The sequence below is a fragment of the Marinomonas sp. G8-14 genome (genome assembly GCF_055808935.1).
Genome location: NZ_CM147891.1, coordinates 887501 through 911718, shown reverse-complemented (window position 1 = coordinate 911718; position 24218 = coordinate 887501). Strand labels below are relative to the sequence as shown.

Below are 24218 nucleotides of genomic sequence, written 5' to 3'. Positions count from 1 at the left end.
AAATTCAAAACTGTTTGTCTACTTAGTACATGTAGTACATGCGTATAACACAGCCTCAACCTAGTATTTATTGGCCGTGTTTTACAAAAATCTTACTTTGTACCAAGCTTTTATCTGGGCACAAAGAGTCCAATTCGGGCGTAAGATTAACACCTATTCAAGAGATCGCCTAGCCACCCCCACAAAGATTGAAGTCTCTAAGAGGCTTTTGAATCTTTTTTGCAGACCAAATCTTATCTAAAAACTGACAAAAAGACCACGTTATCGCGCTAAAGTACACATCACCACACCAAAATTCACAAAAAATATGAAGCCTATAAACACTATGAATTTTAAATCCATTTATGTATAAGGTGGCTATTCGCTTTATTCAGCACAGGGGAATTTCCTCACAAAATATCACATAATGACACCCTAGCGCGTCGTCAAGCTGTATTTTTTGAAATATATTCATCGCAATATAGCAAACAAGACACACTATCTAAAAAACAAAGACACATAACAATCATCAAAAAAACAAACATCACAAAAACAATTTATTCGCTCGTTTTTGAGATAAAACAATAGATCTACGACAAGGAATATAAAAAAACAACACTGACGCATTAAGTATATCAAGCTACAATAGTGGCTTTATTTAAGTGGCTTATTTAGGACAACACATGACCCTTCCGACTTCACTATTAATAGAACACATGCAAGAGCAAGTGACTTTTGCGTTAAAAGAAGATATGGGCTTAGGTGACATAACAGCGCAACTTATACCAGATGATCAAGAAATAGTCGCAACAGTCATCAGCCGAGAAGATGCCGTATTATGCGGTCAAGCTTGGGTAAATGAAGTGTTTTCTCAGTTAGGTGGTAAGGTGATTCTTGATTGGCATAACAAAGAAGGCGATCTGGTGAAGCCCAACCAACCTTTTCTATCGTTAAAAGGCCATGCAAGAAGTATTTTAACGGGCGAACGAACAGCATTGAACTTCTTACAAACACTGTCCTATACAGCGAGTGTTACTCGTCAATATTGTCAAATTGTTAAGGACACGCCACTCACAATACTCGATACTCGCAAGACATTACCCGGCATGCGACAAGCACAAAAATACGCTGTCACCATTGGAGGGGGACAAAATCACCGTATGGGGCTTTACGATGCGTTTTTGATAAAAGAAAATCACATTATGGCCGCAGGCTCCATTGCTAATGCCGTCAAAATGGCGCAAAAAATAGCACCAGGCAAGACTATTGAAGTCGAAACCGAAAACCTTGAAGAAGTTGCCATGGCAGTAAGTGCTGGTGCGAATATTATTATGCTGGATAATTTTTCCTACGAAGACATGACCACTGCAGTGAACAAATACAAAGGACAGGTAAAATTTGAAGCCTCAGGAAACATGGATAAGGAACGGCTTTTAAAGGTTGCTGCCACTGGTGTGGATTTTGTGTCCATAGGTGCTCTTACAAAACATGTTCAAGCAATAGATCTGTCTATGCGTGTATCTCAGGAATAATGATGAAAGATAGTATTTTAGTGATTAATTGCGGCAGCTCCTCCTTAAAGTTTGCCGTTCTTGCCAATGCAGGTCAAGACTCATTAATTGAGGGTATAGCCGATAGATTAGGTACAGAAGAAAGTAATATTACCTTTAAATTTGAGAGCAAAAAAAAGACGATTCTTTTAGAAGACGGTAGCCATAAAAACGCTGTGGCTCAAATTAAAGAATGGCTTAACAGTCATCCAGACATCGCTGATTCACTAGTAGGTATAGGTCACCGTGTTGTTCATGGTGGTGAAACATTTAGCCAATCCGTTTTAATTAATGAAACCGTACTAGATGGCATAAAAGAATGCGCGCAGTTTGCTCCGCTTCATAATCCAGCACATATAAAGGGCATAGAGATTGCGTTTGAACTTTTCCCAGGTTTACCTCAAGTTGCGGTGTTTGATACAGCCTTTCATCAAACCATTGCCCCTGAACAATATTTATATCCCATACCGATGCATTTTTATCGACAACATCATTTTCGCAAATATGGCTTTCATGGCACCAGCTACCGATACATTAGCCAACGTTTAGAACAAGTAGCAAAAGGCAGCGATCAACAAGGCGTGCTTGTGGCACACCTAGGCAATGGTGCAAGCACATGTGCAATTGATAAAGGCCTATCAGTCGATACCAGCATGGGGATCACCCCACTTGAAGGTTTAATGATGGGGACTCGTTCCGGCAGTATAGACCCAAGCCTACTGTCTTTTATTAGCCAAGCAGAGGGCATTTCAGCGGATGCGGCTCTTGATATATTGAATAAAAAAAGCGGTCTACTCGGAGTGTCAGAAATCTCCAACGATTGCCGAACGCTTGAAGACGCAATGGTATCAGGAGACCAAAGAGCGAAACTGGCACTGGACATGTTTGCAATCCGAACAGCCAAACATCTAGCTAGCATGTCAACCACTTTGGAAAGTATTGATCACTTGGTGTTTACGGGGGGCATCGGAGAGAATTCATCCTATTTACGTCAAGCTATTTGTGATCATTTAAAAGCACTCAATATCACTATAGACTCGACGCTAAACGAAACAGCGCCACGCGGTGATACGACCAATATTAGCTCAGCAAGCAGTGGAACTAACGTGTGGATAATTCCGACGAATGAGGAACTAATGATTGCATTGGATACGATAAGTTTGATCTCTCACTGATCAAGACTTTGCCCTCAAAAATGGACTAATTTAGGATTCATCAAAAATGTCAATAAATGTATTAATGACCGTTCCTACTGGCCCAGGCGTTGGCTTAACGTCAGTTTCAGTCGGCCTTGTTCGCGCGTTAGAACAGCAAGGTTTAAAAGCTAGTTTTTTCAAACCTATCGCTCAACCTCAGCCTGGCGATAAAGGACCAGATAAGTCAACCGCCATGGTAGCTCAGGGTTCAACCCTCACCCCTGCTGAACCTATCCCACTGCATGAGGCAGAACGCTACCTTTATAATGACAATATTGATGAACTCATGGAAGAAATCGTAGGGCGCTTTCAAGCCAGTGTAGAGCCTGACTCAACGGTTATTGTAGAGGGTCTCGCGCAAATTGCAGGCCACCCCTATGCAACAAGACTAAACAAAGCCATCGCTCGCACCCTTGATGCGGGACTCGTTTTGGTCACAGCACCAAACAACATGAGAGTGAATGAACTAGAGCATCATGTGGAAATTGCAGCTGGATCTTACGGCGGCATTAAAGCCAATGATGTCATTGGCTGTATTTTAAATAAAACCACTCCAGGTTCGTTAGGCGTCAAGTCATACGGGGATTTGTTTGCACAACGAGGTATTTTTAAACGTAACTTCAGTTTACTGGGTCAAATTCCAAAAGCGGACGAGGCTCACCTATCCTCGTGTCAAAGACGTAGCCGACTTTTTGGGGGCTCGCATTGTGAATGCCGGTGAAATTGAATCTCGACGCGTGCAGTCTTATACACTCTGCGCTCGTGGCGTGGAAAATATGCTTGAAGCGTTGCGCCCTGGTGTTTTGGTGTTCACGCCAGGCGATCGCACTGATGTCATCATGGCCACCGCGATTGCTGCATTGAATGACATTAAAATCGCCGCTCTGGTTTTAACCGGTGGTTATCAGCCAAGTGAATCTCTTATGGCACTTTGCGGAAAAGCGATGGCCAAAGGCTTACCTGTCCTATCGGTTGAATCCAACAGTTGGGAAACCGTCATTAATATGCAATCATTCAACCAAGAAATCCCACTGGATGACAAAGAGCGCGTACTCATGGTTAAAGAGCACATTGCTCGATGCATAGATCATGACTGGATCAACTCGTTTGCGATGAACCAAGAAGAAAGAAAACTCTCTCCTCCTGCCTTCCGCTTTCGTTTGATCGAGCTTGCCCGCTCTCTAAATAAGCGTATTATCCTACCGGAAGGGGAAGAAGTTCGTACAATACAAGCAGCCTCTATTTGTGCGGAACGAGGCATTGCACGTTGTACTTTACTAGGGAATGAAACTGAAATTCTGCGTATTGCACAAAACAACGGCATTGAATTAAGCCATGGAGTTGAAATATTAGACCCTAGTAGCATTCGTGAACGCTACGTCGCTCCAATGGTGGAATTAAGAAAGAATCGTGGACTTACTGACATCGTTGCCCGTGAACAACTTGAAGATAATGTTGTACTTGGTACGATGATGTTACAAGTTGGCGATGTGGATGGCCTAGTGTCTGGTGCAGTACACACAACGGCCAATACTATTCGCCCCGCGCTTCAGATCATCAAAACATCACCTAATGCCAGCTTAGTCTCTTCGGTATTTTTTATGTGTTTACCAGATCAAGTATTGGTGTATGGAGACTGCGCCATCAACCCAGATCCAACCGCGGAGCAACTCGCTGAAATCGCCATTCAAAGCGCCGACTCTGCTGCAGCCTTTGGTATAACACCGAAAGTAGCCATGATAAGTTACAGCACTGGTGGATCCGGAACAGGAAATGATGTCGATAAAGTCAGAGAAGCGACTGCTATTGCGCAAAGACTTCGACCTGATTTATTAATTGATGGCCCGCTGCAATACGACGCTGCTATTATGGAAAAAGTCGCAAAACAAAAAGCGCCTAACAGCAAAGTGGCAGGCAAAGCGACCGTTTTTATTTTTCCAGACTTAAACACGGGCAATACAACATATAAAGCCGTTCAACGAAGCGCGGATGTTGTCAGTATCGGCCCAATGCTACAAGGCATACGTAAACCCGTTAATGATTTGTCACGCGGCGCGCTAGTGGATGACATTGTCTACACCATTGCGATTACAGCCATTCAGGCAGGCCAAAATAAAAAATAACTAACCTATACTAGAGAAATATACGTCTTTTTGGTGTCTACTTTTTAACTTAGTTTTAAATTCGGCTCTTGCGCAACGGCCACATTATTTAAACAAGAAAGATGGTTAAAAAGTAGACAGATCATTAAATGACTATTAGTATTTATTGATATCACAAACTTGGTGGACATTATGTCTGGCAGCCTTCCTCACGTTATTGCAGTATCAAACCATACAATCACGAGTACAGCCACTCCTGGCTACACTACTTTTGATTTGCGTTCAGATGAAGACACCAATATGGCGGCTCTAAACGCTCGCAATGCAAAGGCATCCAGCGATCTTATCGTTACCATATCGGAACAAGGTCAAGCCTTATCACAGAGAAATCGTAAAAAAATCGAAGACGATGAAATCAATCGACGCGACAAACTAGAACCAGAGGAAGAGTTTATCGAAGACGATATTCACCCATTGATCAATACAGCCCACAAAGATAATAAAACCCTAAGCTATCAAGAAAAAACTCATGTGGGAGACTTTCTTGATCAAATCGTTTAGCATATAAAAGTTATGATATGAATTTTTCGGCAGGATGCCAATAACCAGAAATCTTCAAGGAGTGAAGAATGCGATCCTCTCGCCTCTCAATGCGTGGCTTTACGTTACTAGAACTAATGGTTGTCATTGCAATCATTTCTATCTTAGCCAGCTTATCAGCCCCCGCTTTCACGCGTCAGATCACAAAAGCAAAATTGATCGAAGTCCAAAATCTGGCGACTCAACACCAGTCATTGGTTGAAGAGTTTATTCTTTTGCATGGCTCTTTTCCTAGCGAAGCGGATTTTAACTTAATAAAAAACCCTCTCGACACAGATTCAATTGTAAAATTGATTACTGTTAATGATCAAAATAAGGGAACCGGAAATATTCAACTCACATTGAATGACAGTACCGGCATAACAGAAAACCAGTATTTAAAATACGCACGTGATACCAATAGAAACTGGCACTGTACTTCAGACTTGGCTGAAAACGTTCTTCCGTTACAATGCAAGAGTTTGGCGGGAGAAAAACAATGACATTAGAAGAAATCATTGTTACAGCCGTCAGCCAGCATGCTAGCGACATTCACATTGAGCATTCAAAGCATGCGACAATTATCTATCAACGCTGCTACGGCGTGTTGCAAAAAGTAGCCGAGCTCCCACAGGATAGTAGCTTAATCAATCGTATTAAGATGCGCTCAAATTTAGATTTATCTGAAACGAGGCGAACACAAGAAGGACAATTTTTATTCGAAGAAAAACATCGTAGCACCTTTATTAGAGTCAGCATCATCGCTACCGTTAAAGGCGAGAAAGTGGCCATGCGATTACTACCAGAAAAGAGCCGTTTGGCACTCAATGACATTGGCATACAAACCGCCCTTCTTAACACACTTAGTTCAACTCTTGGTTATTCTAGCGGCTTGGTTTTGGTCTGTGGTGCGACGGGGGCAGGAAAAAGTACATCACTCTATTCCTGTCTCGACGCTCTAAACACAGGCAATAAAACTATTTTCACCATTGAAGATCCGGTTGAATATGAAATTCCTGGTTTATTTCAATGCGAACCAAACACCGCTATCGGCCTAGATTCTGCTGCTCTTTTGAAATCCTTTTTAAGACAAGACCCTGATGTGATTATGGTTGGTGAGGTTCGCGACGCCGTCACCGCCAACCTTGCTGTCAATGCCGCACTTACTGGACATCTTGTGTTGGCCACACTACATACTAATTCAGCCCTTGATGCTATTCATCGTTGCCACGGTTGGCAGGTAGACTTTTTCTCTTTGGTAAGCTCTCTAAAGCTGATTATTCACCAATCCATGCTCTATAAATCTAGCTCCCAACAACCCATATTTAATGGTTTGCAACCATTATGGGGAGAAGTATTGCCAAAAGATTACGACACCCTGATATCAACGCCTTCTCTTTGGAAAGCATTTCCTTCTCAAAGCAAGGAGACTTGATATGCCTTGGTATAAAATTCAACACTCAAATGGAAAGATTGATTACTGCTATGGTTCATCAGAGGACGCGGTTACCTTTGATTTACTAAAACTTGGCACTTGGCAAATATCAATAGCGGAGTGGAAGCCCAAAAATTAGATTATCAATCATTAAAGACCTTTTATGATGAACTCCAGAATGCTTTACACTCAGGCTTACAGCTTAATCAAGCTATCTCCCATTTTGCACTCTCTTCTCCTCACCCAATTATCTCCATCAACTGCCAAGCATTATTGACCGAATTAGAAAAAGGCCGCCTTTTTAACGATACCCTCAGTAAACTGACCAGTCACTCTGCTGCCCCTTATTGTCAATTACTCAATGCCCAAGGCAGTCGAGAAGACTGTGAGAAAAGTCTAACGATTTCTATACTCCAGCTTAAATCACTACTCGATTGGTCTCATAGACTACTAAAAGCCCTTACCTATCCTTTTTGCATCATTCAAATAGCCCTGATGATACTCATCGCAAACCTTGTCATGCAGCACACCGCTGTCGAGCACTATTATTTTATGTTGATAAGCAATATTTCTCTCTACCTTACCTGTAGTGCGGTTCAGTTAGTGATTATTAACAGTCTTTATAAGGGCTATGCCTGCTCCTGGCTTGAAAAATACAGTCAAAATTTTCGACTCACTAAGCTTTTCTCATTACTTAATACAACAAGACAAACGGGGATCACTTTGCAAGAAGCATTAAAGCACATGCCAACCTATTTCCAACATGAAGTAACAAAAGAGCAAATATACCAAGTTTATTACACCCTACAATTAGGCAAAAGCTACACAAACAGCTTCCCAAACACGTGGTTCCCGAATGAAGCAGAAATTGCCCTAAATTCTGCCGAAAAAGATGGCAATATTGAAAGAGCACTTACTCTTGCCACTAAAGAGCATGAAAGGCGCTGGCAAAAAAATATCGCTTTACTGGAAAAACTCATACCAGCTATTTGTTTATTCATAGCAGGGGGATTTGTTGCCTCAGCACTCATCTCCCTATACACCCCTTTACTTGAAATACATTAAATCAATATGACAATAACTGAATGGTTTTTATACATTTTATTTACTTCCAGTCTAGGTAGTTACGCAGCCGCTTTCGCAACGAGATGGCCTGTTAAAAATGAGTATTTATGGCGAAAAGAAGCTCACCTTCTATTGTCGTTACCCTTCTCAAAAAATGAACCAGAAACAATCCGCCAACGCCGTTCCCAGTGCATGAGTTGTCGTCATTTACTGGCATGGCAAGACCTTATCCCGATAATAAGCTATGTATTTTTGCAAGGAAGGTGTCGCTATTGTAAAAAAAACATTGGTTACCAGTACCCTATCATTGAATGCCTTCATATAATGTGCTGCCTTCCTTTGCCTTGGCTTACCGATGGTACCTTTCAGCTCGTATTACACACTATTGTGATGAGCACTTTGCTGACAGCAGCCTCCATTGACATGAAACACAAACTGCTACCTGATGAATGCAACCTGCTCGTAGTAGGCTGCGCCCTACTTTTGCACTTAAGCTTAGACACACTCGAAAATAGCGTACTAGGCCTACTGGTAGGCTTTAGCCTTATCTGTGGATTAAGGCAATGTTGTCTCGTCATAAGAGGCTATGAGGGAATAGGTTTAGGTGATGCAAAGCTGGTGGCCGCACTTGCCGCGTGGCTTGGATTGTCTAATTTATCAGCGCTTTTACTTTGTGCAAGTTTAAGTGGAATCCTATACACTATATTGATAAATGAAAATGGATCTAAACAAATAGCATTCGGTCCTTTTTTAATATTTTCAGCTATTTTGGTATTTTATTTATAACACTATGACAAATATCCCTCCTACAATCATCGGTCTTGCTGGCGGGATTGGTTCTGGCAAAAGTACGATTACAAAGTATTTCAACGAAATAGGCATTCAAAGTGTTGATGCTGATGACGTTGCCAGATTGGTGGTTCAGCCTAACTCTGAGTGCTTGAAGAGCATCCACCAGCGTTATGGGAACGATATTTTACAAAAAGACGGTACCCTGAACCGAAAAGCATTACGAGAGATCATCTTTGACCAGCCCAAGGAAAGAGTGTGGCTAGAAGCGTTAACACATCCCGCAATCCGAAAAGAGATAAGCGCTCAACTTCAGGCCGCAACGTCGAAATATGTTTTGCTCGTCCATCCTCTGCTATTCGAAACAAACCAAAATGCGTTATGTAAATGGGTGATTGCGATTGATGTTCCAACAGAGATACAGATCCAACGCACCATGAATCGAGATCAAATAACCCAAGAGAGTGTTAAAAAAATCCTCGTCACTCAACTAACTAATATTGAACGAATTAAGAGAGCCGATTTCGTCTTGGAAAACACTGGCAATATTGCTGATATGAATGCTAAAGTCTTAAAATTGCACCAAAAAATTTTAGAGTCACTATTATGCCAAACAGTAACACAGCAACGTTAGTTGCCTGCCCAACGTGCCAAACCAAAACAGCTTGGTCTAAAGAAAATATTGATCGCCCTTTTTGCAGCCCTAGATGTAAATTGATTGATTTAGGAGCGTGGGCGAGTGAATCTTATGCCATTCCACAGCAAACCTCAGAAGAGGATGAAATTTTCTCAGAAGATCTGGTCATCGATCCAAATAAATCCTTTTTATAATTGCTAAACACGGAATGTAATTATTTATGGCTCAACAAGATTTCTCTAAGAAAAAAGCATTACTGATAGAGGATATGGCAGAAGCCCGTATCATGCAGCGAAAAATGCTGTCCGACTTCGGTTTTACTTCCATTGAGATTGCAATGAAAGCAGAAACGGCAGTCGAACTTCTGCGAAGCCACTCGTTCGATGTCATTTTATCTGATTACAATCTAGGCAATGGTAAAGATGGGCAACAACTATTAGAAGAAATCAGACATTCAAAACTCATACCGCATACCGCTACATACTTGATGGTAACGGCCGAAACATCCATTGAGATGGTAATGGGAGCGATTGAATACCAACCAGATGGCTATATTACCAAGCCATTTTCTCAGGCCGTTTTACAAAGACGCCTCAGTAAATTATTAGAAACCAAAGAAAGATTACTTGAAGTCAACCTAGCATTAGATGCAAACAATTTTAATGAGGCTATTCTTGCTGCAAAAAGAGTAGTCAAAAAACACCCATCATTGCTCGGAAAATGTGAAAGAATTATTGGTGAAAGTTTTCTAGAAATAAAAGAGTACAAAAAAGCCCTTTCACTTTTTAATAAAACACTCAAAAACCGCAAAATGCCTTGGGGCTCTATTTGGTAAAGCAAAAACCTATTTTTTCATGGGTGAGCTAGAAAAAGCGGAGCAAAGCTTTCGGCAGCTTATGCTCGATAATCGCTTTTTCGTCAGCGCCTATGATTGGCTTGCTAAAATTCAAGTCAAAAATAATAACCTTGAAGAGGCGCAGGCCACCCTCATCGAGGCGGTCGGAAAATCCCCAAAAAATATTTTAAGACAAATGGAACTGGGGAAAATAAGCCTCTTATTAAATGACTATATAGCCGCCGAAATGGCTTATCGAAGAGCCGTATTCTTAGCAAAATACTCATGCTACAACACGGCCGAAGTTTACATAAAACATTTAGAATCTCTCGCTAGAATTTCGGACAGTGGGCCTCTACTACCTCGACAAAAAGATAATTTTGAAAGTACGCTCAAAAAGATACATGAGTCTTTTTTTGATGATCCAGATAATAAAGCCAAAACCTATAGTTACGAAATTGATGTTTATCTCGCGGATAACGACAAATCAACCGCAAAACAAATTTTCGAAGCTTGGCTTAGTGAAGTAAAATCTGGCAGTGCCACACCACCTAGCAAACAGCAAAGTACTTTTTTTACAAAATCTTTTGGAAGCTAAAGATGAAAAAATCGACATCAGCACCATCTTAGCCAGTGCAATACACGAGAGCAAAAACCAAGTAGGGACCTTGCTTTATCAATTACAAAGCCTTAAAGATGCGATTAGCAATAATGATGCTAATCAAAAGAAAATCATCTTAATTGAAGAGTCCCTAAAAAAACTCAATGATGAATGGGTAGAATATTTATATCTTTATAGATTGGCCTCAGATGGTTACGATTTACACGTAGATACTTTTTTACTCGATGAATTTCTTGATGACCAAGTTTTTGCCCTACAACCTTCCGCTAAAGCAAAAAACTTAGAATTGGACTATGCGTGCGATCCCAGCTTAACAGGTACATTTGATGAACGCCTTATGACTGCGGTCGTAAGCACAGCAGTCTATAATGCATTACGCTTCGCCAAGACAAAAATTCGCATTAGCGCAACCCAAAAGACAGATTACCTAGTCATTTCTGTTGAAGACGACGGACAAGGTTTTAACCTTAGCGATGATCAGCCGGAAGCTTTTCTTGAAGGCAATACTGGGCTAGGATTGTATTTCGCAGAATTATCTGCCACGGCTCATGTTATCGACGAGGTAAAAGGCTTCATTAAAAAAGAGTCTTCTCTTTCGCTTGGTGGGGCAAATTTGAGCGTTTATTTGCCACAACCCTCTGCAGATCAAACTCTTTCCTTTAAATAGCTTGCCAATAAATTTCCAGCATCCTCTATATGCTGCCTCAATAATACGAGTGCAGCATTTTTATTTTTAGACTCAATAAATTGCAATAACATATCATGTTGATCTTCGCTCGTTTGCCGATAAGCCAATGGACCATACTGAAATCCTAAATAACGAACCGCCTGCCGGTTTAGACGTTCTACCGTACTGTGCAACACAGGCCTATCAGCAGGTCGATAAAGGCTATCGTGAAAACGCCAATTGAGCCTCGCCTCGACGAATAAGCGTTAAATTATTCTCATTCAACTCAACAAGAGAAAGCCTGGCCGATAGGATGTCATTCTTTGTAATGCGATCAAACGCTAAACTCAACAACTGACATTCTAATTCCGCTCTCATAAAAGAAAGATCTTCGGCTTCCTGCCAATTCAATTTAGGAACCATTACGCCAGCTTTACCATTTGGAACTAGCCACCCCTCATTTTTTAAAGATAATAATGCGTCTCTAATCGGAATCCGGCTTACGCCATAGCGCGCAGACAACTCATTTTGCCGCAGCGGAACCCCTTTTGGTAATTGGTTGTTCAATATGTCATCTTTAATTTTTTGGCAAATATCCACGTTATCAACCTACTTATTGCCATTTTATCTTACCGATTAGAAGACACACACCCCCTAATAGAATGCCCCAAAAAGCAGACGCAATCCCACCAAATGATAATCCCGAAACCGTTACCAAAAAAGTAACCAGTGCCGCTTCGCGATTAGCATCATCCGCCATGGCATTTTTTAAATTCATCCCGATGGTCCCTAATAAGGCGATACCTGCTAATGCTGCGACCATAGTGACTGGGAAAATTGAAAACAAGGCAACAACCGATGTACCTGCCAGCCCTGCTAACCCATAAAAAATACCAGCAGAAAGTCCCGCAATATAACGACGTTTAGGGTCTTTATGACACTCGTCACCAGAACAAATCGCAGCGGTTATAGCGGCAAGATTGAATGCAAAACCACCTAAAGGCGCTAACACAATCGATGTAAAACCTGTCCAACTGATCAAAGACGACACAGGTGTTTCATAGCCACTGCTTCGCATGACCGCGACACCAGGGATATTTTGAGATGTCATAGTAACAATGTACAAGGGTATGCCTATACCCAATAAAGCACTCAGATTCCACTCCGGCCAAACCCAGACCAAATCACCCACTTCTAAAGGAATGTTAGACACAATGGAAGTATCAGACCTTGCCAAGACATAAGTAACTCCAATCATCAACACGAATAACACAGCATAGCGAGGCACAAAACGCTTGCTTACCAAATAAGTCAGCAACATACTTCCGACAAGGAAAACATCACTCATCATTGAATCAAAAATCGAAAGACCAAACTTAAAAAGAACACCAGCCAACATAGCACAAGCAATTGGCAAAGGAACCAGACGCATCACTTTATCGAATAAGCCTGATACACCTGTTAATAGCGTTAACACTCCTGCGAAAATAAACACCCCTATTGCTTCGGTATAAATAATATTACCCAAACTAGTAGCAAGTAAAGCCGCACCAGGTGTGGACCAGGCTGTAATTACTGGAGACCGATACCATAAGGATAGAAAAAAACAAGTCGCTCCCATGCCAAAGCCCAATGCCATAATCCAAGAAATGATCGTACTTGAATCCGCACCAGCCGCCTGAGCGGCTTGAAATACGATAGCAACCGAGCTAGCAAAACCAATTAACACCGCTACAAAACCTGCAACTAATGCACTTAAACTCATATCATTTAAAATTCTAAGCACAACACTACTTCCTTGGGAATAAGCTAAATAGGACACTAACTATATTGCATTCAAACTATTTTTGTATACATTTTTGTTATCTTAATTATTGAGTAAGCATATAACCCACCAAACCCAACGCAAAACCCAATACCGCACCCATCGGTGAGACCTCAATGCTTTTCTAAAGGAACCTGTGGAGCAATATCTTGAAATACAGCGTATAGAATGCCGCCAGAAGCAAACAACATAATACCCGACACAATAGCGGGCCAATCAGATAACCACAAATACGCGATAACGCCAGACACAGGGCCACACAAAGCCAATACGGAAAAGCACAGGATAATAGTCCAAGGACCATAATCGGAAGACAATTTCAATTCTCGAAAAGCATTAAAGCCCTCAGGTAAATTTTGCATTGCAATCAAAACGGCAAGCAATGCGGCATTGACACCACCCAAAGCCAATGCGGCACCTAAAGCTAGTGATTCTGGAATAAAATCAGCTAACATTGCCACTAGCTGACTCATAGCGGTCTTCTTGTGAGATAAAAAGATATCTAGGCACATAAACATCATGCCACCTAAAAGAAACAATATAGCAGCAGCCCAAGTGGAAAAATGCCCAATCCCTTCAGGTACAAGGACTAGGGAAATGGCAGACAACAATGCACCACCACCAAAAGCCGTGATGCCGTGCATCAACTCTGTTTCTAGCCATTCTGGCGTTATACGCTCAAAATGCGCAATTAATGCCCCCAAAGGCATAGCCAAACCCGCAAATAAAGTCAGCAAAAGTAAACCATACAAAGGCGTCATATATTTGATACTCCATAATATATAGCGCCATTATCAGTGGAGAATGAGGGATTTGCTATCGTTATAAAATAAGGCGCTCGGTAGACGCCTTATTGAGTTATTAACACGAATAGACGCCTTATTGAGTTATTAACACGAATATAGGAAGGTCTTGCTAGGGAAGGTACGAATAAGTCTACTAAGACTCAGTCTTTCAGAGAAATCGTCAAATAAGGCGCGACTCTGAAGGAATGTAGATACCTTTCAAAGAGTCGCAACGATATGTGGCCTGTTACTTCTAATAGCAAGCTCCGAAAGACCCGCAGGGCATGGTCTAAAAGTCTGCATTCTTTGTTGAGCACCTCGAAAATAGAACCACGATTCACATTCGGCACTCACCTCGAACAACAGGCTTTTATCCACATGCTGAGGCAAGAGGGCTTGTTCGCATCGTCCCTAACTATTGTTACCAAGATAGGCATTTAGAAAGGCTTTTGTACGCTCTTCTTTAGGCTGCGTGAAAATCGTCTCTGGTGCCCCTTCTTCAACAATCGCACCATTGTCGAAGAAGCAAACTCTGTCACTAATTTCACGAGCAAAGTACATTTCATGGGTGACAAGTAGCATGGTAAAACTGTCTTCTTTAACCAGATTTCGAATAACATCCAAAACCTCATCAACAAGCTCAGGATCTAAAGCGGAGGTTATTTCATCCAGTAACAAAATGGATGGCTTCATGGCCAAAGCTCGAGCAATACCTACCCTCTGCTTCTGACCTCCCGATAAATCATTGGGGTAACTATCTGCTTTATCAGACAACCCCACTAATTTAAGCAGTTTTTCCGCTGATGCCTCGGCCTCCTCACGTGAAATACCTTTCACACGCATCGGCGCTTCAGTGATATTCCTCTTCACTGTCATATGTGGAAATAAGTTAAAATGCTGAAACACCATACCAAGATGGTGTCGCATTTTATGCAAGTGCTTACCGTTGGCAGGGACATATTGCCCCTGCCAAGGCATATGCCAAAGTGACTCACCCGCCACATTAATATAGCCACCATCGATGCCTTCTAAAGTCATCAAGATTCGCAATAGCGTGCTTTTACCAGAACCACTAGGTCCAATAATCGAAACGATTTCATTTTCTTCTACTTTAAAATTAAAATCACTGAAGATAACGGTATCGCCAAAGCACTTTTTAACATTTTTAAACTCAATAATTGGCGCGTTCATTTCAAACTAAATCCTTCTTTTGGAAAGCGTCTTTCAACCTGATGGATGCCGTAGGCTGCTGCTATACTAAATACAAGATACAAAATACCCACTAAGGTAAATGGTTCTAAATAGCGAAAATTTTCAGAGCCAATGATTTTTGCTATCTGCAACATTTCTAAGAGCGTAATTGCTGAAAGCTGAGGGGTTTCTTTAAACATCGCGATGATATAATTCCCTGTTGCGGGAATCATAGGACGTATAGCTTGAGGCAATACGATGTCTTTGTAAGTATCGAGCAAAGAAAGATTTAACGCCCTTGCGGCTTCCCACTGGCCTTTCTCAATACCATCAATCCCACTGCGAAAGACTTCTGATAGATAAGCGCCATAATGAAGGCCTAAGGCCAATACACCCGTTGCAAGCGGAGATAAACTGACGCCAAATTCTGGCATGACGTAATACAAAAAGAAAATCTGCACTAATAAAGGCGTACTGCGTATAAACTCGACTACCCAGTAAACACTAATACGCAGTAAACCTCTGTTGCTGCGACGAAGTAAGGCAAATACCAAACCCATAAAAATAGCAAAAATGCTGCCTAGCAAGGTGGCCAATAAAGTGACTTTTGCTGCGGACAAAATCATCGGTAACACTTCCCAGGTAAATGCCCAATCCCATTGAAATCCATTCATGAGTTAATGCCTCCACGACCTAAGCCCTTGCCCAAATGTGTTTCTAAGCGCCTAATGAAAAATACTAAGCACTGAGCAATTACAAAGTAAAATAATAAAACAACACCAAATATTTCCCCCACTTGTAAAGTAGTATCGGCCAATGACTTGGCTTTAAAGGTTAAATCACCGATCGTAATCAAAGAGACTAATGAGGTTGCTTTTACTAACTCAATAGCCAAATTACCAAAAGGAGGAATCATATTCACAAGAGCTTGAGGCATGATTATGCGCCATAAACGCTGAGAAGCCGTAAAATTGAGCGCAATTGAAGCCTCATACTGCCCCTTTGGAACGGCTTGAATAGCACCTCGAACGACCTCAGTGCCGTAAGAGCCAATATTTAACCCCAAAGCCACCACAGCAGCCGTCATTGCATCAATTGTGATACCAAAAAACGGCAACACGAAATATATCCAATACAACTGAATTAAAGCGGAAGTACCGCGAAAAAATTCAATATAAAAAATAGCAATTTGTTTGAAAGGGGCTGGTGCATAAAGACGAATCAATCCGAAACTAAAAGCCATCACCACAGCTAGGGGTAGAGCCATCGCCACAATCTCTATTGTGACAATGGCTCCCTGGAGCAACACGGAGACAATTTCTCCAAATTCCATACGCTATTTCCCCAGTATTATTGGCATAATTCTTTTGCAGTCATACCACCTGGTGAGGTGTGTTTACCAAAACCATAGGGCTCAACCATCGCAATGTGTTCTTTAGTATCAACAAAGCTCGCTATTTTTTCATTAAATGCATCGCGCAAACTCGTATCGGCTGGGCGGAAGCCAAAACCACCATAACCCTTAATTTCTTCACCGTTGATAACCAAAGTTTTGAATGGCTGAGCTAACTCCACACGATCATCTTTTTGCCCTAAAGAGGCCATGGTTAAACTTGTTCCTGCAAGCGCATCAATGCGACCAGACTTCAATGCCGCCACACCAGAAGGATAATCAGGCAATGTAACGATTTTACTCATTTCAATACCAAAATCTCGAGCGTAGCCGTATTCTACCGCTCCAGACATAACACCTAATTTAACAGGCTTACTTTTAATATCATCATAACCATTCAATCCTTCTGGATTGCCATTTTTCACTAAAAAGCCCTCGCCAATACTGTATGTTGGGTTGGAGAATAAAATTTGTTCACAGCGCTTTGGCGTAATATACATACCGGCCGCAATAACATCGAAACGCCCTGCACGCAAACCAGGAATCAAAGAACCAAACTCCGTTACCACAACGTTTACATCATCCACGCCTAATTCATTTAAAACATGGACAGCAATGCTAGGCGCTTCACCCGCAGGCTTTCCATCTGATGTGGTGTAGCCATAAGGCACTTCGTTCGCCACCCCGATCGTTACCGTGCCTTCATCCTGTATTTTATCTAACGTATTTGCCACAACGGCAGTAGAGCAGAGAGCGAACACAATATTCGTTAGAGATATAATGTATTTTTGTAATGGTTTTTTCATAATAAACCTCATGTCACTTAGAAAAATGGTTAAAAAATCGCAATAAGTCTTTTTACCCTAAATAAAATGCACCAAATGATCAAGCATTATTTAGATCTGTAATCATTAGATCTCTTTTAAAACCCAATAAAAAAGGCAAACAATAAGGTGTTTTCTAAAAGAAACTTACCGAATTTTGGGCGCACATTGCGGGAGGGAATAACGCTAAGAAAGTAAATTTGAAAGGACAAGATTAGACGTTTGAAGCGGCCTAGTGATTGAGCCACTTCAGACCAATTGGGATGTTATCAATGTATTCTATCAATGCTGACCCAAGCATCCCAACCCTGCCATTCCTCTTGCAAGTTGGTATCAATAGAACGTCTTAGAGACAGAAATCCAGTCAATTTATGCAACATATTAACAAGCTCTTTCATTTTACTAATCTCTTCAATAATAGACAGATTCCAGCATAATAAGAGATCAAAATTAAATAAAATCGATACTGGCTAAGAGCCTAATACAGGTAAGCTATCTCTCTTTTGGTTGTCAAAAATTACAGACAAAACAGGCAACCTAACACATACGGTTAAGCCGTTAGGTTTCGTCTCCTGAAAAAATAATGAGCCTTGGTATTTATCGACAATATTCTTTACAATCGATAGCCCTAGGCCAGCCCCTTCAACTTCGCCACAACGGAAAAACCGTTCAGTCAACCGCTGTAAATCACCTTGATTCACCCCCTTACCAAAGTCGATAACGTTCAATTCGACTTGATTTCCAGATTGAGTCCAAGCGACGTGTATCATCGATTCATTAGGTGAAAACTTAATGGCATTACTGATTAAATTTTGCAGCAATATCTCGATATGATTAGGCTCTACATGACAATTCCACGATTTATCATCCTCAACGTCTAAGCTGATCTCAATATGTTTTTTCCATGCTAAAGGAAGAATCCCTGCAATCATTGAGCGACTAATGGCTAACACATCAATTTTTGTTTTTATGACAGTTTTTTGATGCTCAAGTCGAGCCAACGCAAGGAGTTGAGATACAATTCTTGTTGATCTATCCACCCCGAGTGTCAACTGCAATAAGGATTGATTTCGCTCCAGATCATTCTCTGCTGATGCGGCGTTCTCGGCATGCACTCTAAGAATACTCAGAGGTGTTCGTAATTCGTGAGCCGCATCGGCAATCCATCGCTTTTCCCTTTCCATTAGAGAATCAATCTCCATAAGCAACCCATTTAAAGCGTTTTTTACAGGCAGCAACTCTTCAGGAACATACGACATTTCGATAGGCTCTAACTTATTCGGCGTAATCTTTTTAATTCGTTGAGCAAGCTGTTGGAGTGGCTCAAGGCCAAAGCCCACCGCAGCCCACACTAAAATAGCCAAAACAGGCCAAGCTAAAATTTCAGGGAAAAGTGTTTGAAAGACGATCTGATCGACAATTTCTCCTCTCACATCAGAACGCTCTGCAACAATCACCTTAAGGTTACCCGCCATTTGGCTTAAGGTAAATGTACGCCATTGATAATGGTCTGCTATGGCATTACCGTAGCCATCAGTGTCTTCTTCTTGTTGCAATAATGTCATTGAATCTGACGCGATTTTTAGCTCATCATCACGCCAAATTTGATAAAAAATCTTGCTTTCATATTTATGACCAACGGATGGGTCTGTGTTTGCTTCATCAATTAACAATGGTGATATGGCATTTACGTTCGAATCAAGCTTTTCAATATTCCCTGATAAAGTAAGCAATAACCTAGCTTGCTGAGCCAATCTTGCATCGAACAGCTCCTCAACTTCATGATTCGCAAACAATAAACCTATCAGCATAACAACAATACTTGTTATGCTAAAAAGGCACATCACAAAGAAGAGCGTTCTTTTCCTAATCGAACTCAGAATTTGCTTATTAACCCATTTCTTGATCAACAACATAACCTATACCTCGTATGGTGCGAATCAAATCAGGCGATAGTTTCTTACGCAAATGATGAATATGAACTTCTAATGCGTTACTTTCAACATCATCTCCCCATCCATACATCAGCTGCTGCAGGATGTCTCTCGTAAATACATGTCCAGGCTGACTGATAAGCTCATGAAGCAAAGCATATTCTCGACGTGTTAAACTCACCTCTTTGTCGAGATAGGTGACTTTATGGCTCGCAGGATACAAAACAAGTCCCTTATAAGAAATCTCACTGATCGCTCGACCATAACTGCGGCGTAGTAAAGCTCTAGTCCTTGCCTTCAACTCAGTGACATCAAAAGGTTTTATAAGATAGTCATCAGCCCCCAGATCTAAGCCAGCTACTCGATCTTCTAATGCATCTCTGGCTGTCAATATTAAGACCGGCACCGCATTTTCATTTGCTCTTATTTGCTTCAATACTGCTAAGCCATCTAATCTTGGCAAACCTAAATCTAATACCACTAAATCAAAGACTTCATTAACTAACGCTTCTAATGCATGGATACCATCATGAAGCAAATCTACCGTATATCCTTCACGCTTTAATGCCGTCACCAAACCGTCAGCCAAAGAAGTATCATCTTCTACTACAAGTATACGCAAACCCAATCCTTCTCTCATAAATACGCCAAAGCAGAGCCAAAAACACGATTTAATCGCACTTTTCCTATCGCTCTTTGACATGCGTTAATCAAACCACTATAAGTAAAAAAGGATAGTAGAATTGAAATTCCTAAAGACATCATAATTTGACAATAACAGCGGCTGTAAACCGATATTTTCGACTGAATCGAAAGTTGAACACTTCATCTTTTTACCTCTCCCCAAATCACCCATACACTAAAATCTTATATAAAAGACAAACTATTGAAACAAACCAATCATAGCAACGCCAAAGCAGGCAAACTGAAGACTTGAGGCTCATCAAAGACGATAATAGAAAAATTATCGCTTTATACTTTATGGCAGAAGCATTCCGCACTATAACCAAACAAGCTTAAGCAGAACTTAGCATTATCAGTCTGAAGATTTAATCTTCCCTTAAGAAACATATCTTATTATTTCCATGATAACGTTTTTTTTAGCAAAATGGCTAGCAGAAAACGTGTCACTCTCAGCCAACTTAGAAGTATATTGTAATAGCAACTATCCTAAAGTCCTGAACACACAGTGAAGCGTAAAGTCAGTACCTGCCTTTCACAAAACGCACCATATGCTTATCACCCGACGAGATACAAAGGCCTATGAAACGACATGATATAAAAAAGCCCTGACAGTATGAACTATCAGGGCTTTCTTAATTAGATCTTGATAACGACCTATGCTTATCCCCTTGTGGGACTCTTACATGCTAAGCTCTTATAAAAAGCCCCACACATCGAGCGCTATAGGTTCACTAAGGGTATTTTGAACAAAAAAACCCTGACAGTATGAACTATCAGGGCTTTCTTAATTAGATCTTGATAACGACCTATGCTTATCCCCTTGTGGGACTCTTACATGCTAAGCTCTTATAAAAAGCCCCACACATCGAGCGCTATAGGTTCACTAAGGGTTATTTTGAACAAAAAAAACCTGACAGTATGAACTATCAGGGCTTTCTTAATTAGATCTTGATAACGACCTATGCTTATCCCCTTGTGGGACTCTTACATGCTAAGCTCTTATAAAAAGCCCCACACATCGAGCGCTATAGGTTCACTAAGGGTTATTTTGAACAAAAAAAACCTGACAGTATGAACTATCAGGGCTTTCTTAATTAGATCTTGATAACGACCTATGCTTATCCCCTTGTGGGACTCTTACATGCTAAGCTCTTATAAAAAGCCCCACACATCGAGCGCTATAGGTTCACTAAGGGTTATTTTGAACAAAAAAACCCTGACAGTATGAACTATCAGGGCTTTCTTAATTAGATCTTGATAACGACCTATGCTTATCCCCTTGTGGGACTCTCACATGGGATCTCCCACACTACCATCGGCGATGGCGAACGCCGTGGCATGTAAAAAGTCACTTCTGAGTTCGGGATGGGATCAGGTGGTTCAACGCCTCTTGTTTTGTATTAAAACTCGCTTTTTGAAAACAAAAAAAAGCCCTGATAGCTGAAGCCATCAGGGCCTTCTTAATTAAATCTTGATAACGACCTACTCTCACATGGGATCTCCCACACTACCATCGGCGATGGCGCTTTTCACTTCTGAGTTCGGGATGGGATCAGGTGGTTCAACGCCTCTATGATCATCAAGAAAACTGGTTTGCTTTATTAGCAACTGTCTAATAAAACCAAATTCTCAACTGCCTAATATAATAGGACTTAAAATATAAAGCTTGACGATAAACTAGTGTCACATGCTTATCTATCAAAAATAGACCCACATTACAGTGTGGATCTATTTCTTAAATATAAAGCTTGACGACGACCTACTCTCACATGGGATCTCCCACACTACCATCGGCGATGGCGCTTTTCACTTCTGAGTTCGGGATGGGATCAGGTGGTTCAACGCCTCTATGATCGTCAAGCAATTCGTTTTGCGTTTTGTTCTGGCTGGACTCTTTTCGTCTCACCACAACACGCGAATACGTGCTTGGATCTTTAACAATTCATTTTGAAATAGTGATAACCAAGTATCAAACCGATGCTCATCATTGCTGATGCTTTATCGTAATCTGTGTCTGTGATTGTAGCGTTTCCGCTTTAAAAACCACTTTGGTGTTATATGGTCAAGCCTCACGAGCAATTAGTATTGGTTAGCTCAATGCCTCACAGCACTTACACACCCAACCTATCAACGTCCTAGTCTCGAACGGCTCTTTAGGGAACTTATGTTCCAGTGAGATCTTATCTTAAGGGAGGCTTCCCGCTTAGATGCTTTCAGCGGTTATCCCGTCCGAACATAGCTACCCGGCAATGCCACTGGCGTGACAACCGGAACACCAGAGGTTCGTCCACTCCGGTCCTCTCGTACTAGGAGCAGCTCCTCTCAAATCTCAAACGTCCACGGCAGATAGGGACCGAACTGTCTCACGACGTTCTAAACCCAGCTCGCGTACCACTTTAAATGGCGAACAGCCATACCCTTGGGACCGGCTTCAGCCCCAGGATGTGATGAGCCGACATCGAGGTGCCAAACACCGCCGTCGATGTGAACTCTTGGGCGGTATCAGCCTGTTATCCCCGGAGTACCTTTTATCCGTTGAGCGATGGCCCTTCCATACAGAACCACCGGATCACTAAGACCTACTTTCGTACCTGCTCGACGTGTCTGTCTCGCAGTTAAGCGTGCTTTTGCCTTTACACTCTATGCATGATTTCCGACCATGCTGAGCACACCTTCGTGCTCCTCCGTTACTCTTTGGGAGGAGACCGCCCCAGTCAAACTACCCACCACACAGTGTCCTCGATCCGGATTACGGACCTGAGTTAGAACCTCAAACATACCAGGGTGGTATTTCAAGAGTGGCTCCACGGTAACTGGCGTCACCGCTTCAAAGCCTCCCACCTATCCTACACAAGTAGGTTCAAAGTTCACTGTGAAGCTATAGTAAAGGTTCACGGGGTCTTTCCGTCTAGCCGCGGATACACAGCATCTTCACTGCGATTTCAATTTCACTGAGTCTCGGGTGGAGACAGTGTGGCCATCGTTACGCCATTCGTGCAGGTCGGAACTTACCCGACAAGGAATTTCGCTACCTTAGGACCGTTATAGTTACGGCCGCCGTTTACTTGGGCTTCGATCAAGAGCTTCGCTTGCGCTAACCCCATCAATTAACCTTCAAGCACCGGGCAGGCGTCACACCCTATACGTCCACTTTCGTGTTTGCAGAGTGCTGTGTTTTTAATAAACAGTCGCAGCCACCTGGTATCTTCGACCGACTAGTGCTTACGGAGCAAGTCCTTCACACCGGCCGGCGTACCTTCTCCCGAAGTTACGGTACCATTTTGCCTAGTTCCTTCACCCGAGTTCTCTCAAGCGCCTTGGTATTCTCTACCTGACCACCTGTGTCGGTTTGGGGTACGGTTCCTGCATATCTGAAGCTTAGAAGTTTTTCCTGGAAGCATGGCATCAACCACTTCGCCCAAAAGAGGCTTCGTCATCAGTTCTCGGTCTTAAAAGGTACCGGATTTGCCTAAGCCCTAAACCTACCGCCTTAAACACAGACAACCATCGCTGTGCTGGCCTAGCCTTCTCCGTCTCTCCATCGCAATATGCACGAGTACAGGAATATTAACCTGTTTCCCATCGACTACGCATTTCTGCCTCGCCTTAGGGGCCGACTCACCCTGCCCTGATTAACATGGGACAGGAAACCTTGGTCTTCCGGCGGGGGAGTTTTTCACTCCCCTTATCGTTACTCATGTCAACATTCGCACTTCTGATACCTCCAGCCTGCCTTACAGCTTGACCTTCAACGGCTTACAGAACGCTCCTCTACCATGCCTAGTAAACTAAGCATCCGTAGCTTCGGTGTACAGTTTTAGCCCCGTTATATCTTCCGCGCAGGCCGACTCGACTAGTGAGCTATTACGCTTTCTTTAAAGGATGGCTGCTTCTAAGCCAACCTCCTAGCTGTCTAAGCCTTCCCACATCGTTTCCCACTTAACTGTAACTTTGGGACCTTAGCTGACGGTCTGGGTTGTTTCCCTTTCCACGACGGACGTTAGCACCCGCCGTGTGTCTCCCGTAATTGCACTCATTGGTATTCGGAGTTTGCATGGGGTTGGTAAGTCGGGATGACCCCCTAGCCCAAACAGTGCTCTACCCCCAATGGTGAGATACGAGGCGC

Annotated in this window: 23 protein-coding genes, 3 rRNA genes and 1 pseudogene (1 of these 27 cut by a window edge); 13 read left to right on the top strand and 14 right to left on the bottom strand. The window is 42.1% G+C overall.

The window, feature by feature from the left end; translation table 11 throughout:
- The first annotated feature begins 662 nt into the window (after positions 1-662).
- The 13 genes and pseudogenes from nadC to AC0L6V_RS04520 all read left to right on the top strand — a co-directional run bounded on the left by nadC (position 663) and on the right by AC0L6V_RS04520 (position 11456).
- A complete protein-coding gene (gene nadC / locus AC0L6V_RS04580; protein WP_265217658.1) occupies positions 663-1511 on the top strand; it encodes a carboxylating nicotinate-nucleotide diphosphorylase in 849 nt (282 codons plus the stop codon).
- Between the two features lie 2 nt (positions 1512-1513).
- The gene (locus AC0L6V_RS04575; RefSeq protein WP_265217657.1) at positions 1514-2704 is read left to right on the top strand and encodes an acetate/propionate family kinase; all 1191 of its coding nucleotides are present in this window, start codon (positions 1514-1516) and stop codon (positions 2702-2704) included.
- A gap of 46 nt (positions 2705-2750) precedes the next feature.
- A pseudogene (gene pta, locus AC0L6V_RS04570) lies at positions 2751-4848 on the top strand (phosphate acetyltransferase).
- Positions 4849-5019: 171 nt separating this feature from the next.
- Entirely contained in the window at positions 5020-5388 is a 369-nt protein-coding gene (locus AC0L6V_RS04565; protein ID WP_265217655.1) for a hypothetical protein, read from the top strand.
- Between the two features lie 68 nt (positions 5389-5456).
- The gene (locus tag AC0L6V_RS04560) at positions 5457-5909 is read left to right on the top strand and encodes a pilin (protein WP_265217654.1); all 453 of its coding nucleotides are present in this window, start codon (positions 5457-5459) and stop codon (positions 5907-5909) included.
- Entirely contained in the window at positions 5906-6841 is a 936-nt protein-coding gene (locus tag AC0L6V_RS04555; protein ID WP_409419436.1) for a GspE/PulE family protein, read from the top strand. Before AC0L6V_RS04560 ends, AC0L6V_RS04555 begins: the two co-directional genes overlap by 4 nt.
- 99 nt (positions 6842-6940) lie before the next feature.
- On the top strand, positions 6941-7906 hold the full coding sequence (locus tag AC0L6V_RS04550) for a type II secretion system F family protein (RefSeq protein WP_418138801.1): 966 nt from the start codon (positions 6941-6943) through the stop codon (positions 7904-7906).
- A gap of 6 nt (positions 7907-7912) precedes the next feature.
- Positions 7913-8692 carry a prepilin peptidase gene (locus tag AC0L6V_RS04545; RefSeq protein ID WP_409419435.1) on the top strand — a complete coding sequence of 260 codons (780 nt, stop codon included), beginning with the start codon at positions 7913-7915 and terminating at the stop codon, positions 8690-8692.
- Positions 8693-8696: 4 nt separating this feature from the next.
- Positions 8697-9329, top strand: coding sequence for a dephospho-CoA kinase (gene coaE / locus AC0L6V_RS04540; protein WP_265217651.1), 633 nt, complete (start codon positions 8697-8699; stop codon positions 9327-9329).
- The gene (locus AC0L6V_RS04535) at positions 9302-9526 is read left to right on the top strand and encodes a DNA gyrase inhibitor YacG (RefSeq protein ID WP_409419434.1); all 225 of its coding nucleotides are present in this window, start codon (positions 9302-9304) and stop codon (positions 9524-9526) included. The genes coaE and AC0L6V_RS04535 overlap by 28 nt, the downstream gene beginning before the upstream one ends.
- A 26-nt stretch (positions 9527-9552) precedes the next feature.
- The gene (locus tag AC0L6V_RS04530) at positions 9553-10167 is read left to right on the top strand and encodes a response regulator (protein WP_265217650.1); all 615 of its coding nucleotides are present in this window, start codon (positions 9553-9555) and stop codon (positions 10165-10167) included.
- Between the two features lie 19 nt (positions 10168-10186).
- On the top strand, positions 10187-10765 hold the full coding sequence (locus AC0L6V_RS04525) for a tetratricopeptide repeat protein (RefSeq protein WP_265217649.1): 579 nt from the start codon (positions 10187-10189) through the stop codon (positions 10763-10765).
- The gene (locus AC0L6V_RS04520) at positions 10755-11456 is read left to right on the top strand and encodes a sensor histidine kinase (protein ID WP_265217648.1); all 702 of its coding nucleotides are present in this window, start codon (positions 10755-10757) and stop codon (positions 11454-11456) included. The genes AC0L6V_RS04525 and AC0L6V_RS04520 overlap by 11 nt, the downstream gene beginning before the upstream one ends.
- Here AC0L6V_RS04520 and AC0L6V_RS04515 read toward each other — a convergent pair.
- The 14 genes from AC0L6V_RS04515 to AC0L6V_RS04450 all read right to left on the bottom strand — a co-directional run.
- Positions 11435-11653, bottom strand: coding sequence for a GntR family transcriptional regulator (locus AC0L6V_RS04515; RefSeq protein WP_265217647.1), 219 nt, complete (start codon positions 11651-11653; stop codon positions 11435-11437). The two genes, AC0L6V_RS04520 and AC0L6V_RS04515, sit on opposite strands and share 22 nt — an antisense overlap.
- Before the next feature lie 25 nt (positions 11654-11678).
- The gene (locus AC0L6V_RS04510; protein ID WP_418138800.1) at positions 11679-12056 is read right to left on the bottom strand and encodes a GntR family transcriptional regulator; all 378 of its coding nucleotides are present in this window, start codon (positions 12054-12056) and stop codon (positions 11679-11681) included.
- A gap of 13 nt (positions 12057-12069) precedes the next feature.
- Complete coding sequence (locus AC0L6V_RS04505) at positions 12070-13242, bottom strand: benzoate/H(+) symporter BenE family transporter (protein WP_265217645.1); 1173 nt, start codon at positions 13240-13242, stop codon at positions 12070-12072.
- 152 nt (positions 13243-13394) lie between these two features.
- Positions 13395-14042 (bottom strand): ZIP family metal transporter, encoded by a 648-nt coding sequence (locus tag AC0L6V_RS04500; protein WP_418138799.1) that lies wholly within the window; start codon positions 14040-14042, stop codon positions 13395-13397.
- A 435-nt stretch (positions 14043-14477) separates the two neighbouring features.
- Positions 14478-15257, bottom strand: a complete 780-nt coding sequence (gene ehuA, locus AC0L6V_RS04495; protein WP_111607622.1) for an ectoine/hydroxyectoine ABC transporter ATP-binding protein EhuA — start codon at positions 15255-15257, stop codon at positions 14478-14480.
- Positions 15254-15931: an ectoine/hydroxyectoine ABC transporter permease subunit EhuD gene (gene ehuD / locus AC0L6V_RS04490; RefSeq protein ID WP_265217644.1), complete on the bottom strand. Its 678-nt coding sequence runs from the start codon at positions 15929-15931 to the stop codon at positions 15254-15256. Before ehuD ends, ehuA begins: the two co-directional genes overlap by 4 nt.
- On the bottom strand, positions 15928-16590 hold the full coding sequence (gene ehuC / locus AC0L6V_RS04485) for an ectoine/hydroxyectoine ABC transporter permease subunit EhuC (protein WP_409419429.1): 663 nt from the start codon (positions 16588-16590) through the stop codon (positions 15928-15930). The genes ehuD and ehuC overlap by 4 nt, the downstream gene beginning before the upstream one ends.
- A 17-nt stretch (positions 16591-16607) precedes the next feature.
- Entirely contained in the window at positions 16608-17456 is an 849-nt protein-coding gene (gene ehuB / locus AC0L6V_RS04480; protein WP_409419428.1) for an ectoine/hydroxyectoine ABC transporter substrate-binding protein EhuB, read from the bottom strand.
- 287 nt (positions 17457-17743) lie between these two features.
- A complete protein-coding gene (locus AC0L6V_RS04475) occupies positions 17744-17872 on the bottom strand; it encodes a hypothetical protein (RefSeq protein WP_265217639.1) in 129 nt (42 codons plus the stop codon).
- 72 nt (positions 17873-17944) lie between these two features.
- A complete protein-coding gene (locus AC0L6V_RS04470) occupies positions 17945-19285 on the bottom strand; it encodes an ATP-binding protein (RefSeq protein ID WP_265217638.1) in 1341 nt (446 codons plus the stop codon).
- Between the two features lie 79 nt (positions 19286-19364).
- A complete protein-coding gene (locus AC0L6V_RS04465; protein WP_265217637.1) occupies positions 19365-20030 on the bottom strand; it encodes a response regulator in 666 nt (221 codons plus the stop codon).
- A 1531-nt stretch (positions 20031-21561) separates the two neighbouring features.
- Positions 21562-21676: ribosomal RNA gene (rrf, locus tag AC0L6V_RS04460) — 5S ribosomal RNA — on the bottom strand.
- 162 nt (positions 21677-21838) lie between these two features.
- Positions 21839-21953, bottom strand: a 5S ribosomal RNA gene (rrf, locus tag AC0L6V_RS04455).
- Between the two features lie 197 nt (positions 21954-22150).
- A 23S ribosomal RNA gene (locus AC0L6V_RS04450) occupies positions 22151-24218 on the bottom strand; it runs 822 nt beyond the window's last position.